This window comes from Streptomyces javensis (genome assembly GCF_039525925.1).
Taxonomy (GTDB): domain Bacteria; phylum Actinomycetota; class Actinomycetes; order Streptomycetales; family Streptomycetaceae; genus Streptomyces; species Streptomyces asiaticus.
The window spans coordinates 1-1,455 of sequence record NZ_BAAAIF010000236.1; the positions used below are offsets into that span (position 1 = coordinate 1).

1 protein-coding gene is annotated in these 1,455 nt (G+C 69.6%); it reads left to right on the plus strand.

The window, feature by feature from the left end:
* A partial coding sequence (locus ABD329_RS47730; RefSeq protein ID WP_344318276.1) for a non-ribosomal peptide synthetase occupies positions 1-1,455 on the plus strand: 1,455 nt, incomplete at both ends.

A 1,455-nucleotide genomic window follows, 5' to 3' on the forward strand; every position in this document is an offset into this window, starting at 1 on the left:
CCACCAGCGCCACCACCCTGCCCTGGCTCCTCCTCGACACCGACGACACCCACACCCATACGGAAGCCCATGACGCAGGGGACGTGTCCGACAGCGAGCGCCACACCCCGATGCATCCCGAACATCCGGCCTACGTCATCTACACCTCGGGATCGACGGGCACACCCAAGGGGGTGGTCGTCTCCCACGCCAATGTGGTGGACCTGGTGGCCTGGGCGCGGGACGACCTCGGCGCGGACAGGTTGGCGCATGTGAGGGCGACGACGTCATTCACCTTCGACGTGTCCGTTTTTGAACTGCTCGTACCGCTCACGCTGGGTGGCACAGTGGAGCTCGTCCCCGATCTGCTGTCCGCCGCGGCCGACCCTGGGCTACTGGGGGCCGGGGGGCTGCTGAGTGCCGTTCCCTCGGTCCTGGAGAGCCTGCTCTCCGCCCACCACCAGGGCGAAGTCTCGTCGCTCGACACGATCGTCCTGGCGGGCGAAGCCCTCTCCCCCCAGCTGCTGGCCACCGCGCAGTCCCGGTTCCCCGAGGCGCGTATCGCCAATGCCTACGGCCCCACCGAGGCGACCGTCTACGCCACGGTGTGGCACTCCGACGGAGCAGCGCCCACCGCAGTGCCCATCGGCTCCCCGGTGCCGAACTCCCGGGTGTTTGTGTTGGATGCGGGGTTGGGTTTGGTTCCGGTGGGTGTGGTGGGCGAGCTGTACGTGGCGGGGTGCGGGGTGGCGCGGGGGTACTGGGCGCGGCCCGGACTGACCGGGGAACGGTTCGTGGCCTGCCCCTACGGTGCGGGTAGCGGAGAGCGGATGTACCGGACCGGGGACCTGGTGCGGTGGACCGCCGAGGGACAGTTGGAGTTCTGCGGACGGGCCGACGAGCAGGTCAAGGTCCGCGGATTCCGCATCGAGCCCGGAGAGATCCAAACCGCGCTGACGGCGCATCCCGGGATCGGGCAGGCTGTGGTGACCGTCCGCGAGGACCGGCCCGGCGATCGACGTCTCGTCGCCTACCTCACCCCTGCGCGGGCAGGGGCCGAGACACCGCCCGCAGCGGAGATCCGCACCCAGCTGGCCGACCGGCTGCCCCACTACATGATCCCCTCCCACTACGTCCCACTGGAACGCCTCCCGCTCACCGCCAACGGGAAGCTCAACCACGCGGCCCTTCCCACCCCCACTTCGGAGAGCACCAGCGGACGAGCCCCTGCCGACGGGCACGAACGCACACTGTGTGAGCTGTTCGCCGACATCCTCGGCCTTCCACAAACAGGCCCCGAGGACGGCTTCTTCGCCCTCGGCGGGGACAGCATCCTGTCCATCCAACTCGTCAGCCGCGCCCGCCAAGAAGGACTCCTCCTCACCCCCCGCCAAGTCTTCCAACACCAAACCCCAGCCGCCCTGGCCACCACCGCGACCATCATCCCCACCGCAGTTCCGGCCCGCCACGAGACCG